Source organism: Shimia haliotis (genome assembly GCF_900114415.1).
GTDB classification, from domain to species: Bacteria; Pseudomonadota; Alphaproteobacteria; order Rhodobacterales; family Rhodobacteraceae; genus Shimia; species Shimia haliotis.
Genome location: NZ_FOSZ01000001.1, coordinates 788,722 through 804,789, shown reverse-complemented (window position 1 = coordinate 804,789; position 16,068 = coordinate 788,722). Strand labels below are relative to the sequence as shown.

Genomic DNA, 16,068 nt, shown 5'->3' with positions numbered 1-16,068 from the left:
CCTCAGGCGGTGGCCTCTTCCAGACGCCGCATGTGCCGCATAAGCCCATAGGCAACAGCAAAGAGCACGGTCATCGACACGGCCAGCGGCAGGGCGGTGCCGTCAAACATCAATGCAATGGGCGTGGCAAGCAGCGCGCCGGCGATGGTGGAAAAGGCGCCCATCACCGAGGCGGCGGTGCCTGCCATGTGGCCGAGGGGCTCCATTGCGAGCGCATTGAGGTTGCCGATGGTCATGCCGACAAAGAAGAAGCCGGTAAGCTGCCAGAACGCGAAGGCATAGAATTGAATGTCTATGTTGTTGATGGCGGTGCAGGCGACCATGACGAGGCTGAGCACCAGTTGAAAGCCAAGTGCGGTGGTCACGAGATACCGCATCCCCAGCCGCATCACGAGGCGAGCGTTGAGAAAGCTGGCAGAGCCTGAGATCAGGGCGATCACGGCAAACCACACAGGGAATTCTTCGGCGCGGCCGTAGGTTTGGTCGTAGATCGGCTGAACCGAGCTGATGAGGCCGAAGAGGGCGGCAAAGATCAGGGATTGGACCATCATTGACGTGCGCACAGCCGGAATGACCCACATCTCTTTTGCGCCGCCCCAGAGTTTGGCGAGGCTGAAGGCGCGTCGGTTCTCGACGGCAAGAGGTTCGGGCAGGCGGATCCCGATCCAGAGGACGGAGATCAACGAGAACACCATGAAGGCGACAAAGATGCCGCGCCAGCTTGAGACATCGATGATGAATTGACCGAGCAGCGGCGCGACCGCCGGAACCAGTGTGAAAATCATCATCGAAAAGCTCATGATGCGCGCCATTTCACGGCCTTCAAACAGGTCGCGCACAATGGCCAATGTCACAATGCGCGGTCCAGCGGCGCCGATGCCCATTACAAGACGGGCGCCAAGCACCCATTCAAGCGTTTGAGAGTACCAGCCGACAAAGGCACAGATCGAATAGATCGTGGCACCAGAGATCAGGACAACTTTGCGCCCATAGCGATCTGACAAGGGACCCGTAAACAGCGTTCCAAGCCCCATTCCCATCACGAAGGAGGTGATGATCAATGTGGCTTGATTGAGATTGCCGGGGCTCAGTTCCGCAGCGATTTCGGGCAGAGCCGGCAGCATGGCGTCGATCGAAAAAGCGATCGTTGCAAACATCATCGCACAAAGCGCGATGAATTCGACCTGCGACATAGGCAGATTGTCTTTGGTCATGTGCTGCTCCCTCAGAACACCAAACCGCAGAACGCCAGACGCGGGGCGTCTTTGCGGGACTGGCAATTGGGTATTTGTGCTTGGTCCGTCCGCCGGCCGTATGGGTCGCGGACTGACGGAGCCTATCGCGCACTCACAGGCGCGACAAGCCGGAAAATGAATGGCTGTTCAGAAGAATTTTAGCCGTCTTGCTGGGCTTTCAGTTCGCCCATGACCTGACGCCAAAGCGCGACGGGTTGCGCGCCGGGCACTGCGTGCTGATTGGCGACAATAAAGGTCGGCACCGAATTCACGCCCATTTGGCGCGAGTGTTCGTCGCGCTGCTGGATGTTCTCGACGTCGGAGTCGGAGTCCAGAAGTTTGGCCACCACCGCGGCATCCATGCCGGCGCTGTCGGCGAGGTCGGCAAGCACCTCGGCGTTGCCGATGTCGCGGCCTTCTTTAAAATAGGCCTTAAAGAGCGCATTCACGATAGCGTTCTGCTTGCTTTCGATGCCAGCCCAATGGATCAAGCGGTGGGCGTCGACCGTGTTTGGGGTCCGTTTGATCGCACCAAAGTCGATGTCCAGACCTTCCTCCTCGGCATGTTTGGCGATTTCACCGTAAACGCGCACGGCGTTTTCTTTGCCACCGAACTTGGTTTCAAGATATTCGCGCCGGTCCATGCCCTCTTTGGGCATGTCGGGGTTAAGCTGGAAGGGGTGCCATTCGATCACAAATGGGTGGTCGCCTTCGGCCTCCATCGCCTTTTCCAGGCGGGTTTTGCCGATCAGGCACCAAGGGCAAATTGGGTCGGACAGGATGTCGAGTTTGATCATGGTTTGGCCTTGAATTGATCGCGCAGGGCGCGGCGGCTGAGTTTGCCGTTGGGGTTGGTCGGCAGGGTAGGCAGCCGTTTGAACAGTCGGGGTTGCTTGTAGCGCGCAAGGGTGCCTTCGGCAAAGGCTTTGAGGGCGGTCTCATCGAGATCGTGATCGGATGTGTAAAAGGCCGCAATCAAGCGCACGTCGGCTTTGACTTCGACGTCGGTGGCGGCGACGGCGGTGATGCCGGGGAAGCGGGCCAAGGCGGCCTCGACCTCAAGCGGGGACACACGGAAGCCGCCCGCGTTCATCATGTCGTCGTTGCGGCCCGCATATGTGATATAGTGCTCATCATCCATCGTGCCGCGGTCCCCTGTGAGGAACCAGTCTCCGGCGAATTTTTCCGCCGTGTCTTCGGGCGCGCCGAGATAGCCGAGCATCAGGCCGGGGTCGGATTTGTGCACGGCAATGGTGCCTTCCTCTCCCAGTGTGACGGGCGCGCCGTCTTCGCCAAGAAGCGCGATCCGGCGGCCCACCTGCGGACGCCCAAGTGTTCCGGTATGAGCAGGCGCAGACGGGCTTGAGGAGATGAAGGTGGAGCATTCCGACATGCCGTAGGCCTCATAAAGTGCGGCGTCGGTGGCGGTGAACCAGTCTTCGCGGATGGTTTCAGACAGCTTTTCTCCCGCGCTCAGGCCATGGCGCAGATCCGGCAGATGAATATCGGGCGCGTGGCTGAGCATCTTGCGATAAACACCGGGTGCGGCGGCAAAGATGGTGGCTTTGTGCTTGGCCAGCAGGTCGGGAAGGGCGGAGGCGGGGGCGCCTTGGGCCGGAATAAGCGCGGTCGCCCCGATGGTCCACGGATCCATCAGGCCGGTGCCAAGCGTGTAGGTCCAGTTGAAGGCGCCCGCATGCAAGAGGCGATCGGATTGGCGCAAGCCGTACCAGCCCTCAAACATCATCTGTCTTGCCCAGATGGCGCGATGGGCGTGCATGACCGCGCGCGGTTTTCCTGAGGTGCCGGAAGTGTAGATGATATAGGCGAGGCGGTCGGGGTCGCCCATGGCAAAATCGGCAGGCGGCAGCATGCGCATGGCGTGTAGCGCCTCGGTTTCCAAAAGCGGACAGCCAGGGTTTTGCGGACAAGGCACGCCGGGATCATGCAGGATGGCCGCAGGCGAGAGATCCGCAATCATTTTTGTGACGTCGGCCTCGGTCAATTGAGAAGACGTCGGCACAGGGATCAGACCGGCGGCAATGCAGGCCAGATAGGCAATGGGGAATTCAACGGTGTTGCCAAGGCGCATGAGAACGATGTCGCCAGCGCTGAGCCCTTGGGCGCGCAATCCCGTAGCCGTGCCCAAAACCGCGGCTTTGAGCGCGGCATAGGTCCAGACGTCTCCGTCCTTGCCCACAACAGACAGCGCGACTTTGTCCGGCAGATCATCGGCATGGGCAAGCACATGTGCCGCCATGTTGAAGGACGCGGGGCAGGGGCGAAACGGGCCTTGATCAAAGAGAGATTGCATGGCCCTTGGGTATGCCCGTGCGGCCTTGGTTGCAAGAGGGGCGGTTGCGCCTTGGGGGTTGGTCACGCTAAATGCGTGTCATGACAGGAAAAGACCCCAAATCGTTGATCCGTATCGCCCGCGAAGGCGGTGAACAGGACCATATTGAGCCGCTTGATCTTGGCCAGCGCGTGCGCGAGTTGCGCAAGGCGCGGAACTGGACGTTGGAGCAGGCGGCCTCGCAGGCGGGGCTGGCGCGTTCGACACTGTCAAAGATCGAGAACGGGCAGATGTCGCCGACATATGACGCAGTGAAAAAGCTGGCGGTGGGCTTGGAGATTTCCGTGCCTCAGCTGTTTACCGCGCCGCAGAAGGATCAGGTCAACGGGCGTATGTCGGTGGTGAAATCCGGCGACGGCACGCAGCAGGTCACAACAACATATGAGCACGAATTGCTCGCTGAAGGGCTGCGCAAGAAGGCGATGTTGCCCTATCGGGCGCGGGTGCGGGCGCGGTCTATGGACGAGTTTGAGGGCTGGGTGCGCCACGACGGGGAAGAATTTCTTTATGTGCTGACCGGTGTCATCACGCTTTATACGGAATTTTATGAGCCGGTCGAAATGCGTCGTGGGGATAGTGCGTATTACGATGGCACGATGGGGCACAATGTGGTGTCGGTGAGTGATGAGGATGCGACGATCCTTTGGGTGACGTCGCTGGTCTGAGGATGCCGGCAAGGGGGGCGGGCTCATGGCGCCAAACAAAATCAAAGTTGCCGACGTTTTGAGGCAGGCGCATAAAGCCGAAAAGAGTGGAAACTCCGGCGAGGCGCTTGCGCTCTTTAATCAGGTTCTGGAAGCCTTTCCAAATAACCCCAAGGCGAAGGCGGGTCAAAAACGGCTGGCTGGTCAGGCGCAATCTGGTGGGTTCTTGGACGGTGTGGATTGGTCGGCGTTGGATAATTCCGCCGTTGGTCAGCTAAATTTGTCCGGCGTTGCAGATCCCCTTGGTTTGCAGACAACACCTCAGAAGACCGCAGAGAGGGGCGATCCCTTTTCCGGTCTTAGCGACCTGCGGGGTCGGGGGGATCCTGAGGAGGCGGCTGCGCTCTGGCGGCAGGGAAATGCAGCTTTTGCAAAAAAAGATTTTCTCGCGGCTGCGCTGTTGTTTCGGGATGCTGTGGCCAAGGTGTCAGAGCGGGCGGATTATTGGAACGATTTGGGGCTCGCGTTGCAAAAGCTGGAGCGTCACCAAGCCAGTTTGATTGCGTTTCAACGTGCATTTACCGGAGCTGATAGCCCTGCGATGGTCTATGCCAATTTGGCAACCGCACACGCAGCTTTGGGGGATCGGGAGGAGGCCGCAGCCTTTTTTGAGGACGGGTTGAGGGTGCATCCGGACAGCGCGGATCTCGTGTCGGCGCTTGCGGTGTTTGAGTTGTCGACAGGCCGGAAATCCGACGGTGAGAAAAGCCTGCGCAGACTGGTTGGCATTGCGCCGGACAATGGAAACGCTTGGTTGCAATTGGGTCTTGTGAGCAAAAACGAACAGGCTGCACGCGATCTTGAAGCGCTGGATCGGGCGTTGCAGGCCAAAGGGCTGAACCCTGAAAATCGGGGGGCGGCATTGCTGGGTCGAGGGCATTTGCTTGCGGCAACCCAGGATTATGATGCCGCTTTTGCAAGCTTTGATGAGGGCAACAGAATCCTGTCTGAAATGCGGCCTTTTGATTTCCAATCCGATGTCGCGGAAATGGACAGAACCAAACGCCTGTTCTCCGAAGGGAAAGTTGAGAAGCTTGTGTTGCCGGAAGTTGTCGGCAGCGCCAGCATTCCGATTTTCATTGTCGGTATGCCGCGTTCGGGCAGCACGTTGATTGAGCAAATCCTGTCCAGTCATTCCAAGGTTTTTGGCGCCGGCGAGGCCCCGTGGTGGACGTCAATCATGCGTGAAGAGGCAGGGTCGCTTGATGCGGCTGAGGCCGTCACAAAAGATCAGTTGCGGGGAATGCGCAGCGCTTATCTGGCGGAAATGACCAGAATTGCCGGTGGTGCGCCTTTCTTCACTGACAAGTGCCTGCCCAATTTCAAGCACATCGGCTTTATTGCTCATGCCTTTCCCGAGGCGAAAATCATTCACATGAACCGCGACCCAATGGCGGTGTGTTGGTCGATGTTTCGTCGCAACTTTGTCGGCAATGATTTTACTTATTCCAACAATCTGGACGACCTTGCCCGCTACTATCGGCTGTATCGCGACATGATGGCGTTTTGGAAGGGCCGTTTTGGGGACCGGATCATGGACATATCCTATGAGGCGTTCACGGAGTCGCCGGAAAGCGGCACGCGAGAGTTGTTGGCCAAATGTGGCCTGCAATTTGAGGAAAACACTCTGAAGTTTTATGAAAGCAAGCGGGCCGCCAAAACGGCAAGCATGACGCAGGTTCGCGAGCAGGTTTATCAGGGCAGTTCCGATGAATGGCGCAAATACGCGCAGGGGTTGGCCGGTTTGCAGCGCGCGCTTGCGGACGTTTGATCCAAGCCCCGTTCAAAAACCCGCGACACATCCGCCGGATCGGGCGCGAAAGTGCGCTTGAGAACGATCAGCACTTGATCGCCCGCTCAGAAGCTTTAGGCGTTGTAGCGGGGACAACTACAATATGTGGCGGGACATGAAAGATTCTTTTGAGGCTGAACGGGCGCAAGATGCGCGGAACTGGGTTCGGACGCTGGCGAAGTACCGAGAGCCGAATTCCTGGCGTAGCAGTTTTGAACTGGCGGTGAGCTTTGGCCCGTTTGTGGCGCTTTGGGTTCTGGCGTGCTGGGTGGCGCAATATAGCTATCTTGGTGCGTTTGTGATCTCCGCGCTGAACGGCATGTTCCTCTTGCGACTGTTTTGTATTCAGCATGATTGCGGTCATGGTTCGTTTTTCTCCAATCGCGACGTAAGCGATTGGGTGGGGCGTGGCCTCGGGATTGTAACGCTGACGCCTTATGATGTGTGGCGGCATTCGCATTCGATCCATCACAGCCATGCGGGCGATCTGGCGCATCGCGGGATTGGCGACATCATGACGCTGACCACCGAGGAGTATCACCAGCGCACGCCGTTTGGCCGTTGGCTTTACCGGCTGTATCGTCATCCTGTGGTGCTGTTTGGTCTGGGGCCGACTTATATCTTTATTCTACAAAACCGTCTTCCGGTCGGTTTCATGGATCAGGGCAGCAAGTTCTGGGTGTCGGCGATGGGCACCAATGTGGGCATTGCGGTGCTGATGGGGGCGATTGCCTTCTTTGGCGGCTGGCAGGCGCTGTTTCTGGTGTTTTTGCCGACGATCCTGATTGCCGCCTCGATCGGCATGTGGCTGTTTTACATCCAGCACCAGTTTGAAGACACCCATTGGGACCAGCATGATGACTGGTCATTGCATGAGGCGGCGCTGCATGGCTCGTCCCATTATGACCTGCCGCCGATCCTGCGTTGGTTCTCCGCCAATATTGGCATTCACCACGTACATCACCTTTATGCGCGCATCCCGTTTTACCGGTTGCCTGAGGTTCTTCGCGATCATGAGGAGCTGAAGGACATGGGGCGGATGACGCTGCTGGAAAGCCTGAAGTGCGCCAAGCTGGACCTGTGGGATGCTGGCAGCCGCCGTTTGGTGAGCTTTAAGGAAGCAAGACGGATGGCGAAGGCTGGCGGCTGAAAGTAGATCGGCCTCGAATTTGGGCCGCGAGGCTAACGCTGGCGCGGCTTAGGGCTTAGTATTTGCCCAAAGCGGTCGCCAGATCCCCATATCCCGTAAAGCGGCGCTCAAAGGCCAGGCCCAGGCGCTCGGCGCATTCCTGAGCCTTTGCGGTCAACGCTTGGTCCTCGGTCTGTGCCTGATAGACGAGTTTCTCGTAGTTGCCGAAATACATATCGCGCAGCTCGGGGTGGCGGTCCAAGCCCATGGGTTTCCAGACAAAAGCGTCGAATTGGCGGACAAGGAAGTCTGTGAGGTAGAAGGCAGTGAATTCGTCCTCAGAGATCTCGGCAAAGCGATCGTTGCCTTCAAAAAAACTATAGCAATGCGGGCCTGCGATCATCTCGACTCCAAGCTCGTTACAGGTCTGCTCCAGAATGCCACCGGTGCCGCAGTCGGCGTAGGCGACAAGAATCTGTTCGTAGTTCTCGCGATGCTTTTTGACGGCCTCCTGCACAGCGGGGGCGATCTTTTCCGGATGGATGTGAAAGATCGCTGGCAGGCACGTCAGGTCCATGTGGGACCAGTTGTTGAGTTTGATGAGGTCGAGGATTTCCCGTGCCAGCGCCCCGCAGGCCAGCAGAAGGACGCGACCCGTTGGCGAGTCGGTCTCTAGACCATCGGTGGTCAGGGTTGAATCATCGGGCAGTTGCATAAGACCACCTTAAAGAAAAATGGCCCGCCGGGGAGGGCAGGCCAGGCCCGGATCTCCGGGGGGGAGTGATATTTGCCAGAGAGCGCGGGTTAGGCGCTCATCTGGTTGTGTTTGCGAGCGACGTATTCCTTGGCGGTTTCCACAGCCACGGCCGCGTCACGGCAGTAAGCGTCGGCACCAATGGCTTTGCCGAATTCTTCGTTCAGGGGCGCACCGCCAACCAGAACGATGTAGTCATCGCGCAGGCCCTGTTCGATCATCGTATCGATCACGACCTTCATGTAAGGCATGGTGGTGGTGAGCAGAGCGGACATACCGAGGATGTCGGGTTTGTGCTCTTCGAGCGCCTCAAGGTAGTTTTCAACGGGGTTGTTGATGCCCAGATCGACGACCTCAAAGCCTGCGCCTTCCATCATCATCGACACAAGGTTTTTGCCGATGTCGTGGATGTCGCCTTTGACGGTGCCGATGACCATGGAGCCCATGCGCGGCGCGCCGGTTGCAGCCAGAAGGGGCTTTAGGATGGCCATGCCGCCCTTCATCGCGTTCGCAGCGAGCAGCACTTCGGGAACAAAGAGGATGCCGTCGCGGAAGTCGTGGCCGACAATGGTCATGCCTCCTACAAGTGCTTCGGTCAGCACTTTGTAGGGCTCCCAACCGCGGTCGAGAAGGATCTGGACGCCTTCTTCGATCTCTTCCTTGAGACCGTCATAAAGGTCGTCAAACATCTGTTGGACAAGTTCCTCGTCATCGAGTTCGGCGAGGATGATGTCGTCTTGATCGTCAGACATGGCGTAATCCCTGAAAGTCGCGGGCTGGCTTTGCGCGCGGTATGGTGGTCGTTGTTCGTCCAGCTTTCGTTAATTTTTGCAAAGCGGACTGTCTGAATAGCGACATAGCCCGTGTCGGGTGCGACCTGTAGTTTAGAAATCGTCCAAGTCGCTGAAAAGTTTTCATGGAAATCATGGGGTCGTTGCATATGTTCTCTCTTTGTTCTAGTTTTGAGGCATGGTTGGAGATGTTTCGCTAAAGATTGATGCCGAAAGGCGGCGTGGGCGCGGGGCGGTGAGCAACGCGGCCAGCCGGTATGAGCCGGCGCGGGAAGAGATCAACGACGGTTGGGAGATCGAGGAGGCGCGTCCGGCCTTCCGCACTTTTGTTGAGGAGGAGCGGCCGCGCAGCGTGATCACGCGCAACACGTCGCCCGATTTGCCGTTTGACCGGTCCATCAACCCCTTTCGCGGCTGTGAGCACGGATGCATTTACTGCTTTGCGCGGCCCAGCCATGCCTATTTAGGCTATTCACCAGGGTTGGATTTTGAAACGCGCTTGGTGGCGCGGCCTTTGGCGGCGCAGGTTCTGGACCGCGAGTTGCGCAAGCGCGGATATGCTGTTGCGCCCATGGCGATTGGCACAAACACCGACCCCTATCAGCCGGTTGAACGACAATACCGCATCATGCGCAAGGTGTTGGAAGTGTTGCGGGATTTCCGGCATCCGGTGGCGATTGTCACCAAAGGCACGTTGATTGAGCGCGATATTGATATTCTGTCGGAAATGGCGGCGGAAGGGCTGGTGCATGTGGGGCTCTCGGTGACAACTTTGGATGATGCGACCTCGCGCCGTATGGAGCCGCGGGTGCCGCGACCGGCGCGGCGGCTCATGACGATGGAGAGGTTGGCGGCGGCTGGCATTCCGGTCAGGGTGATGATGGCGCCCGTGGTGCCGTCAATCACGGATCACGAGATGGAGCATATTCTGGAAGCCTCAAAGAACGCGGGTGCGCGGGCGGCAAGTTGGATCATGCTGCGCTTGCCGCGTGAGGTGTCGCTTTTGTTTCGAGAGTGGCTTGAGGCACATTATCCGGACCGCGCGGCGCGGGTCATGGCGCGGGTGCGGGAGATGCACGGCGGCAAGGATTATGACGCGCAATGGGGCAAACGGATGCGGGGCGAGGGGTTTTACGCCGAGATCATCGCGCAACGGTTTGAAGTGGCGCGCAAGCGGTTTGGTTTGAAGAAGTCGCTGCCTGAGTTGCGCACGGACCTGTTTGAGGTGCCTTTGGCAAAGGGGGACCAGTTGGCGTTGTTTTGAGGGAAATACTGTTTAAGTTCCAATGGGTTTGGCGAAACCTATTGAGGCGCAATGATGTTTTACGTGACCGCAGCAATCGCATTGGCATGTTTTGGATTGTTTTATCTGTTGATTGCGATGGCGGTCTTGCAGCCGTTCGCCCACTTCTGGTTTGCTAAGAAGGAGCTCCGAAGACTGTCTTATTGGGTGCTGGGTGTCTACCTTGGTGGACTGGCGTTATTTTCAGCTCTCTGTGCTCTCACGCCCAATACTGAAGAACTTCGGGCCTTGCTAGGAAGTGAGTTTCACGTTGGCCTTGGTATGATTTGGGGATTTCTCGTCGTGCTAACGACACCGACAAGTCTGCTGTTCAGTGCCGTTGGATATTACGGCGGGACATTGTTTCGCTCGGACAAAAACGCGACACCAACGGCTGGTGGAAGTTAGAGCTTAGGGACGCGCCCGAGCCTGGGTGGGCGCTTTTGAAACGCAGAAAGTATGTGGAGTTATTGCAAAGCACGGGACGCAAGTGACTTTGGTTTGCGTTGAAATGCGCCCTCCCGGGGGGAGGGTCGGGCGCGCCCCGAGGCCTTCGGCCTTTTCCGGGGCAAGAGTTTTAAGAAAAAGGCCGCCCAATGGAGCGGCCTTTCTTATTGATCAGCTTGCGCGGCGGCGGCCGCGGCGTTCGCGTTTGGGGGCGGCTTCGTTATCCCCTGTGCCGTCTGTGGCAGAAGAGAACCCGCCAAGTTTTTCAGCGATCTGATCCAGCGTCGGGCGCTCGCCGCGCGGGCGGGTTTCGAGCGCTTTGCGCATGGCGCTCAGGTGCTCGGGCATGGTGCCACAGCAACCACCGATGATGGTTGCGCCGCAATCGCGCGCCATGACGGCATAATCCGCCATCAAGTCGGGTGTGCCGTCATAGTGGATGTGGCCATCGTGGTATTTCGGAATGCCTGCGTTGCCTTTGGCGACGATGGCCTTTTCGGTGCCTTGAGCCGCGAAACCCAGAACGGTGCGCAAGAGGTCAGACGAGCCGGTGCCGCAGTTGGCGCCAAAGCCAAGTGGCGCGTTGGGGATGTCGTCAACCATTTTCACCATGTCGGCGGAGGTCACACCCATCATCGTGCGGCCTGCGGTGTCAAAGGACATGGTGCCGACCCAAGGCATGTCGGCCAGAGCAAAGGCTTCGGCCGCGGCTTTGTATTCTTCGGGGGCGGAGATGGTTTCCAGCCACAGAACGTCTGCGCCGCCTTCCTTGAGGCCTTCGGCTTGTTCGTGAAAGATTTCCACCGCGTCTGCGTGGCTGAGGGTGCCGACAGGCAGCATGATGTCACCGGTCGGGCCAACGGAGCCTGCAACGATAACGGGGCGGCCCGCAGCATCTGCGACCTCGCGGCCGAGTTCTGCGCCAAGGCGGTTCAACTCGCGCACGCGGCTTTGTGCGTCATGCAGTTTCAAACGTGAGGCGTTGCCGCCAAAGGTGTTGGTCAGAAAAATGTCTGAGCCATTGTCGACCGCGAGGCTGTAGAGCTTTTTGATGCGGTCGGGGTGTTCGTCGTTCCACAGTTCCGGCGCGTCGCCAGAGCTGAGGCCCATGTTGAACAGGTTGGTGCCCGTGGCGCCATCCGCCATCAGCCAGTCGCGGGTTTCCAACAGTTTGGAAAGGGCGTTTGTCATCGGGATCTCCGTAGAAATGGCAAAAGGGGCGCAGCGGCCCCAGTTCGTTAAGTTGCGCCCCATGTGCCACGCGCGCGGATGGGTGACAAATGCATAATCTGCATGACCATTATGAGGTGAGCGAAAGGTCGGTTGAGCCGAATGATGTGCGGACGATGGCGCGGGCAGGGGCGGCGTCTTGGCGATTTGGGGCCGGAAGCGCAAAAGGATCTGTGCAGAATAAATCCCTGTTCGCACCGCTTGGCGAATATTGGTGCGGATCGACAGAGCGGGCCGTTTGCCATTCGCCCACGCGGATCAGTGACAATGCCACAAAAAAAGCGCGGGCAAATCCCGCGCTTTGAAAATGCCGATGCAGGTTGCGATCAGCTTTCTTGAACCATCTGGAATTTCGCCTCGCCCATCATCTCGACAAGCTTGCGGCGCACCACCTCTTCTGTGGTGAGGTCGCCAAGATAGGTCAAGACAGCCTGAACGACGTCTTCATCGCCAACCTCTTGCAGGTCCTTTTTGATGAGTTCACGGCCAAATTCCCGCGCTTGCTCAACGGTTTCGCCTTTTTTGGCTGATGCCCAGACCGCCATGAAACGATTGCGTCGCATTCTGGCGACAAACAGTTTCTGCTCATCGGCGGCGAATTTGGCTTCAAAGGCGGTTTCGCGCTCTTCAAAAGTGTTCATTTTCTATGGGCCCTCCATTAAATTCCCTTAGAACATATATGGTAATTGTCATGTATCGGTGCAAGCGCTGGTGCGCTGCTTGCGACAATGTTCACCATGCCTTAAGAGAGCGCCTAAATCCGGGACTCATCCCGGCGCAAAAAGGATACCCGCATGGCCCGTGGCAAAAAAATCTATGAAGGCAAAGCCAAGATCCTGTTTGAAGGCCCCGAGCCTGGCACGATTGTGCAATACTTCAAGGACGATGCCACGGCTTTCAATGCCGAAAAGCAGAGTGTGATTGACGGCAAAGGCGTGTTGAACAATCGCCTGAGCGAATACTTTATGGTGGGCCTGAACCAGATCGGTGTTCCGACGCATTTTCTGAAGCGTTTGAACATGCGCGAGCAACTGGTGCGCAACTGCGAAATCATTCCGCTGGAAGTGATTGTGCGCAACTATGCGGCCGGGTCCATGAGCAAACGTCTGGGTATTGAAGAAGGCACGCAGCTGCCGCGCCCGATTGTGGAATATTGCTACAAAGATGACAGCCTTGGCGACCCATTGGTCTCAGAGGAGCACATCGCGGCGTTTGGCTGGGCCAGCCAACAGGACATGGACGACATTCTGGGCCTCGCGTTGCGGGTGAACGACTACATGAGCGGTGTCATGTATGGCGTCGGCATCAAGCTGATTGATTTCAAAATCGAGATCGGCCGCGTGTACGAGGGGGATTTCCAGCGTCTTGTTGTGGCGGATGAGATCAGCCCCGACAGCTGTCGTTTGTGGGACATCGAAAGCGGGCAGAAGCTCGACAAAGACGTGTTCCGCCGCGATCTGGGCAGTCTGACGGACGCCTATGCCGAAGTGGCGCGGCGTCTGGGTGTGATGCCCAAAGGCACCGGCCCAAAGCCGACGCTTGTGAACTAACGGATATGCCGGTGCCTGTGGTGGGCGCCGGTTTTTTACTATTTATGGCGAGATGAAGCGGGGTGGTCCCGCGATTGCCGAACCGGAGAGAGATCTGATGAAAGCCCGCGTTTATGTCATGCTGAAAAACGGTGTTCTGGACCCGCAGGGTGAGGCCGTGCGCCACGCGCTTGGCAGCCTTGGTTTTGATGGCGTTGAAGGCGTGCGTCAGGGCAAGGTGATCGAATTGGATCTGGCCGAGGGCACTTCTGAGGCGACCGTGACCGAGATGTGCGAAAAGCTCTTGGCCAACACGGTGATCGAAAGCTATCGGGTGGAGATGGGCTGATGAAAGCGGCGGTCATTGTATTTCCGGGCTCCAACTGTGACCGCGATCTGGCGGTTGCGTTCGAGCAGGCGGGCGCGAACGTCACGATGGTGTGGCACAAGGATACGGCTCTGCCGGAAGGCGTCGACATTGTTGGTGTGCCGGGTGGGTTCAGCTTTGGCGACTATCTGCGCTGTGGCGCGATTGCGGCCAATTCACCGATCTGTCAGTCGCTGATTTCCCATGTCGAACGTGGTGGCTATGCGCTTGGTGTGTGTAACGGGTTTCAAATCCTGACCGAAACCGGTCTGCTGCCTGGTGCGCTGCGCCGCAATGCCGGATTGAAGTACATCTGCCGTTCGGTCGGGCTTCGGGTGGAAACCGCGGACACGGTGTTCACCGCGGCCTATAGCGCGGGCGACGTGATTAACGTGCCGATCGCGCACCACGACGGGAACTACTTTGTGACCGACGAAAAGCTGGCACAGCTCAAGGACGAGGGCCGGATTGCCTTTACCTATACCGACAACCCGAATGGTTCGGTGGCGGATATCGCCGGTGTCGTGAGCAAAAATCGGCGTGTTCTGGGAATGATGCCGCATCCGGAACGGTGTGCGGATATTGGCCACGGCGGCACAGACGGAGTGGCGATGTTCCGCGCGTTGACGGACCAGTTTGCCACTGCGTGACTTGAGCGCGCGGGGTTGCCCGCGTAGGCTGGCGACATGAGCAATGGCCCAATACACGATATGATAGATCCGCGACCCGTGATGGCGAGTTGGCTGACCCGGGTTGCGTTGCTGCTGATTGTGGTGATTGCCGGGGTGACAATGTATGTCACCAACAGCTTTTTGACCGACAGGTTCACCGAGAATACCCGCAACCGCGCCGAGTTGCGGTTGGCGCTATACTCAGGCAACCTTGTCAGCGAGTTGCGCCGCAATGCGATTGTGCCGCAATTGCTGTCCAAAGATCCGGCCTTGATCGGCGCGTTGAATTCCAGCGACTTTTCCCAATCCACTACGCGGCTGATTTCCTTTGTTGACGAGATCGGCGCCGCGTCACTTTTGTTGATGGACGAGACCGGTCGGGTTGTGGCGGCCACGGATCGGGTTCGGCTTGGGGCGAATTACCGGCAGTCCGATTTTTTTGTGAACGCACAACGCTCTAACGTCACGCTGTTTACTTTGACATTGGATGAGGCGGGGGCGCACCGCTTTGTGTATTCGCGCAAGATTGAAAATCTGGGCGGCACCATCGGGGTGATCGCGGTGGAAGTGGACCTGCGCAAGTTCGAAAGCACATGGGCCGGAATTTCGGATGCGGTGTTTGTCACTGACAGCGAAGGCACGGTGATTTTGTCGACAGAGCCACGCTGGCGGGGCCAGACAGAGGCGCAAGCGCTTGCAGGCGAGCCCGTGAGCGGCGCAATCGGGCGGGCGTTGCAGGTGACAAACGATTGGTCCAAGGCACCTGCGGATGCCTATTTCGCTGGTGAGGCTGTGATGCGGATGAGTTCTCGTATTCCGTTTCGCGGTTGGACAATGACGTCTTATACCACCTATGCGAGTGTTCGGGAAAAGGTAAACGCGGTTTTGGCGCTTGAGGTGATGGGATTCGCCATCCTGATCGCCTTGGTGTTCTACCTCTCGAGCCGGAAAAGTGCGGTCCGCATGGCGTTGGTACAGCGGGAGTCGGTGGAACTCCGCGCATTGAACAGTCGCCTTCAGCGGGAAATAGCCGAGCGTGAACGCATGCAATTGAGCCTTGAAGTGGCTGAACAAAGCCTCGCGCAGAGCTCGAAATTGGCGGCTTTGGGAGAGATGTCGGCGGCGGTCAGCCACGAGTTGAACCAGCCTTTGGCGGCCATGCGGACATACTTGGCGGGCGCGCGCTTATTGGTGGCGAGAAACCGCCCCGAAGAGGCGCTTTCATCGTTTCAGCGTATCGATGATTTGATCAGCCGGATGGGTTCGATCACCAAGCAGTTGAAGTCCTACGCGCGCAAGGGCGGAGATGAGTTTCGCCCTGTAAATATGGGGGATTGCGTGTCATCTGCGCTGTCGATGATGGAGCCGCAACTGCGTCAGAGGAAGGTCAAAATCGGTAAAATTGTACCGGACCAACCGGTGCGTGTGATGGGCGATCAGGTGCGGGTTGAGCAGGTGCTTATTAACCTTCTCAGGAACGCATTGGATGCGACCACAAGCGTCGCTGAACCGGAGATCGAGATCCTGCTGGCAGCCGGTGAAACCGCCACTCTGACGGTGCGTGACAATGGCCCCGGAATCGAGGATTTGGACAACTTGTTTGAGCCATTTTACACCACCAAGGCCCCAGGCGACGGAGTCGGTTTGGGGTTGGCAATTTCGTCAGGGATCATAAGTGACTTGGGCGGAAGGTTAACGGCTCGCAACGGTCAGACCGAAGGCGCTGTATTTGAGGTGCAGTTGCCGATCTTGAATGAAGACATTGAAGCAGCGGAGTAATTACC

16 protein-coding genes are annotated in these 16,068 nt (G+C 58.0%); 9 read left to right on the top strand and 7 right to left on the bottom strand.

What is annotated here, in order from left to right:
* Positions 1 to 2: 2 nt before the first annotated feature.
* The 3 genes from BM069_RS03965 to BM069_RS03955 form a co-directional block, all read right to left on the bottom strand.
* The gene (locus tag BM069_RS03965) at positions 3 to 1,214 is read right to left on the bottom strand and encodes a multidrug effflux MFS transporter (protein ID WP_244503521.1); all 1,212 of its coding nucleotides are present in this window, start codon (positions 1,212 to 1,214) and stop codon (positions 3 to 5) included.
* A 179-nt stretch (positions 1,215 to 1,393) separates the two neighbouring features.
* On the bottom strand, positions 1,394 to 2,032 hold the full coding sequence (locus tag BM069_RS03960) for a DsbA family oxidoreductase (RefSeq protein WP_093320496.1): 639 nt from the start codon (positions 2,030 to 2,032) through the stop codon (positions 1,394 to 1,396).
* Positions 2,029 to 3,549: a class I adenylate-forming enzyme family protein gene (locus BM069_RS03955; RefSeq protein ID WP_093320494.1), complete on the bottom strand. Its 1,521-nt coding sequence runs from the start codon at positions 3,547 to 3,549 to the stop codon at positions 2,029 to 2,031. The genes BM069_RS03960 and BM069_RS03955 overlap by 4 nt, the downstream gene beginning before the upstream one ends.
* 80 nt (positions 3,550 to 3,629) lie before the next feature.
* On the opposite strand from BM069_RS03955, the gene BM069_RS03950 reads away from it, so the two are divergent.
* The 3 genes from BM069_RS03950 to BM069_RS03940 all read left to right on the top strand — a co-directional run bounded on the left by BM069_RS03950 (position 3,630) and on the right by BM069_RS03940 (position 7,234).
* Positions 3,630 to 4,253, top strand: a complete 624-nt coding sequence (locus BM069_RS03950; RefSeq protein WP_093321322.1) for a helix-turn-helix domain-containing protein — start codon at positions 3,630 to 3,632, stop codon at positions 4,251 to 4,253.
* A gap of 25 nt (positions 4,254 to 4,278) precedes the next feature.
* Positions 4,279 to 6,063, top strand: coding sequence for a tetratricopeptide repeat-containing sulfotransferase family protein (locus BM069_RS03945; protein ID WP_093320491.1), 1,785 nt, complete (start codon positions 4,279 to 4,281; stop codon positions 6,061 to 6,063).
* Between the two features lie 136 nt (positions 6,064 to 6,199).
* A complete protein-coding gene (locus tag BM069_RS03940) occupies positions 6,200 to 7,234 on the top strand; it encodes a fatty acid desaturase (RefSeq protein ID WP_093321320.1) in 1,035 nt (344 codons plus the stop codon).
* A gap of 55 nt (positions 7,235 to 7,289) precedes the next feature.
* On the opposite strand, the gene BM069_RS03935 is transcribed toward BM069_RS03940, so the two are convergent.
* A complete protein-coding gene (locus tag BM069_RS03935) occupies positions 7,290 to 7,928 on the bottom strand; it encodes a DUF1638 domain-containing protein (RefSeq protein WP_093320488.1) in 639 nt (212 codons plus the stop codon).
* Between the two features lie 89 nt (positions 7,929 to 8,017).
* Positions 8,018 to 8,719, bottom strand: a complete 702-nt coding sequence (locus BM069_RS03930) for a corrinoid protein (RefSeq protein ID WP_093320486.1) — start codon at positions 8,717 to 8,719, stop codon at positions 8,018 to 8,020.
* Between the two features lie 217 nt (positions 8,720 to 8,936).
* Here BM069_RS03930 and BM069_RS03925 point away from each other — a divergent pair, with 217 nt between their 5' ends.
* Both BM069_RS03925 and BM069_RS03920 read left to right on the top strand, forming a co-directional pair.
* Positions 8,937 to 10,022, top strand: coding sequence for a PA0069 family radical SAM protein (locus BM069_RS03925; protein ID WP_093320483.1), 1,086 nt, complete (start codon positions 8,937 to 8,939; stop codon positions 10,020 to 10,022).
* A gap of 51 nt (positions 10,023 to 10,073) precedes the next feature.
* Complete coding sequence (locus BM069_RS03920; protein ID WP_093320480.1) at positions 10,074 to 10,448, top strand: hypothetical protein; 375 nt, start codon at positions 10,074 to 10,076, stop codon at positions 10,446 to 10,448.
* 210 nt (positions 10,449 to 10,658) lie between these two features.
* Here BM069_RS03920 and bmt read toward each other — a convergent pair whose 3' ends face one another.
* Positions 10,659 to 11,678, bottom strand: a complete 1,020-nt coding sequence (gene bmt, locus BM069_RS03915) for a betaine--homocysteine S-methyltransferase (protein WP_093320477.1) — start codon at positions 11,676 to 11,678, stop codon at positions 10,659 to 10,661.
* Positions 11,679 to 12,043: 365 nt separating this feature from the next.
* The gene (locus BM069_RS03905) at positions 12,044 to 12,358 is read right to left on the bottom strand and encodes an ATPase inhibitor subunit zeta (protein WP_093320471.1); all 315 of its coding nucleotides are present in this window, start codon (positions 12,356 to 12,358) and stop codon (positions 12,044 to 12,046) included.
* 153 nt (positions 12,359 to 12,511) lie between these two features.
* On the opposite strand from BM069_RS03905, the gene purC reads away from it, so the two are divergent.
* The 4 genes from purC to BM069_RS03885 all read left to right on the top strand — a co-directional run bounded on the left by purC (position 12,512) and on the right by BM069_RS03885 (position 16,063).
* Positions 12,512 to 13,267 (top strand): phosphoribosylaminoimidazolesuccinocarboxamide synthase, encoded by a 756-nt coding sequence (gene purC, locus BM069_RS03900; protein ID WP_093320468.1) that lies wholly within the window; start codon positions 12,512 to 12,514, stop codon positions 13,265 to 13,267.
* 97 nt (positions 13,268 to 13,364) lie between these two features.
* Positions 13,365 to 13,595 carry a phosphoribosylformylglycinamidine synthase subunit PurS gene (purS, locus tag BM069_RS03895; RefSeq protein ID WP_093320466.1) on the top strand — a complete coding sequence of 77 codons (231 nt, stop codon included), beginning with the start codon at positions 13,365 to 13,367 and terminating at the stop codon, positions 13,593 to 13,595.
* The gene (gene purQ, locus BM069_RS03890; RefSeq protein WP_093320462.1) at positions 13,595 to 14,263 is read left to right on the top strand and encodes a phosphoribosylformylglycinamidine synthase subunit PurQ; all 669 of its coding nucleotides are present in this window, start codon (positions 13,595 to 13,597) and stop codon (positions 14,261 to 14,263) included. The genes purS and purQ overlap by 1 nt, the downstream gene beginning before the upstream one ends.
* Before the next feature lie 36 nt (positions 14,264 to 14,299).
* Positions 14,300 to 16,063 carry a sensor histidine kinase gene (locus BM069_RS03885; protein WP_093320459.1) on the top strand — a complete coding sequence of 588 codons (1,764 nt, stop codon included), beginning with the start codon at positions 14,300 to 14,302 and terminating at the stop codon, positions 16,061 to 16,063.
* Positions 16,064 to 16,068 lie beyond the last annotated feature (5 nt).